Source organism: Neochlamydia sp. TUME1, assembly GCF_000813645.1.
GTDB lineage: Bacteria > Chlamydiota > Chlamydiia > Chlamydiales > Parachlamydiaceae > Neochlamydia.
Genome location: NZ_JRXI01000161.1, coordinates 1 through 1222 on the forward strand (window position 1 = coordinate 1; position 1222 = coordinate 1222).

The window sequence follows — 1222 nt, forward strand, 5'->3', positions numbered from 1 at the left end:
AAAGGAATATGATAAATTAATTAATCCATCATAATCCAAAAGCTATTATGACTACTGGAGGATTGGTTAACTATTTAATGCGTAGGAGCTTATGTTTTTACTCAAGCCTCATTTCAGAAATTATAGGTCAATGGAAATTAACCTGCGGAATGTGGGCTATAAGATGAGAGGCTTGTTGGCAGCTATAGCTCACGCTATGCAGCCTCCTTACAAAAATCAAATTTATAACCTTGCTTAATACGTACCAAATATGGTACACTCAGGATTAAAAGATAAAATCCATGCTAAAGCCAAAGCCCACCCTCCAGGTTGTTTTTTATGCTGAATCTAATGGTAATGAACCTGTTAGGAAATGGTTAAAATCCCTAGACGAGGAAACACGTTTCATTATTGGGACTGACGTTAAAAAAGTTCAATTTAGATGGCCTTTAGGTCTTCCACTAGTTCGAAATCTCGGTGGTAAGCTGTGGGAAATTAGAAGCTCGATACCCAATGGAATTGCCAGAATAATTTTTATAATATCAACAAACAAAATGGTACTTTTGCACGGATTTATTAAAAAAACTCAAAAAATTCCTTCACAGGATTTCAAACTTGCTAAAGAAAGGATTAAAAATTATGAGAAAAAAGACAGTTAGAAAAAACAAACATTTAGGGTCTGATTTTGATGATTTTCTTCGAGAAGAAGGAATTCTAGAAGAATGCGAAGAAGTTGCCGCCAAATATGCATTTGTCATGCAGTTAGAAGACGAAATAAAAAAACAGAATTTGACAAAGGAAGAATTTGCCAAACGAATGAAAACAAGCCGCTCTGCTCTTAATAGATTACTAGACCCGACTCGGCCTTCAAATCTAACTTCTTTTGTTAATGCTGCTTTAGCAATTGGAAGGCATGTTAGGGTTAACCTCGTATAGAGCAAGGACGCATAAGGGGAGTCAGGAAACTGCTGGAAACAGTGAACAAGCCCCTTTTTTTAGTAAGGTCGTCTGTGAGTATGCATTTAGTAATGCTTAGCTTGAAGACTAATAGGGTCTGTCGATGTCTGGAGAGCCTGTCAATTTTTCTGTGTAAATTAGTACTATTTCGTTAGGTTTAAGAGGTATCAATAAATAGCCTTTTAGATGAGTCATGAATAGCTTGGCAAAAAGGGCAAATAGTAATGCTAAAATAAGCTGTTAATTAATCTTCTTACTTGAGGCAGAGTCATTGAGTATTTTTTTT

Annotated in this window: 2 protein-coding genes; both read left to right on the plus strand. The window is 35.7% G+C overall.

Annotation, left to right across the window (positions count from 1 at the left end; translation table 11 throughout):
* The first annotated feature begins 281 nt into the window (after positions 1 to 281).
* Positions 282 to 638: a type II toxin-antitoxin system RelE/ParE family toxin gene (locus tag DB41_RS07735; protein WP_039386115.1), complete on the plus strand. Its 357-nt coding sequence runs from the start codon at positions 282 to 284 to the stop codon at positions 636 to 638.
* Positions 619 to 915, plus strand: a complete 297-nt coding sequence (locus tag DB41_RS07740) for an XRE family transcriptional regulator (RefSeq protein ID WP_039386116.1) — start codon at positions 619 to 621, stop codon at positions 913 to 915. The genes DB41_RS07735 and DB41_RS07740 overlap by 20 nt, the downstream gene beginning before the upstream one ends.
* Positions 916 to 1222 lie beyond the last annotated feature (307 nt).

Excerpts from the sequence above, each read along its gene's own strand:
- DB41_RS07735 (WP_039386115.1), top strand. The coding sequence starts at position 282 with ATGCTAAAGCCAAAGCCCACCCTCCAGGTTGTTTTTTATGCTGAATCT.
- DB41_RS07740 (WP_039386116.1), top strand. The coding sequence starts at position 619 with ATGAGAAAAAAGACAGTTAGAAAAAACAAACATTTAGGGTCTGATTTT.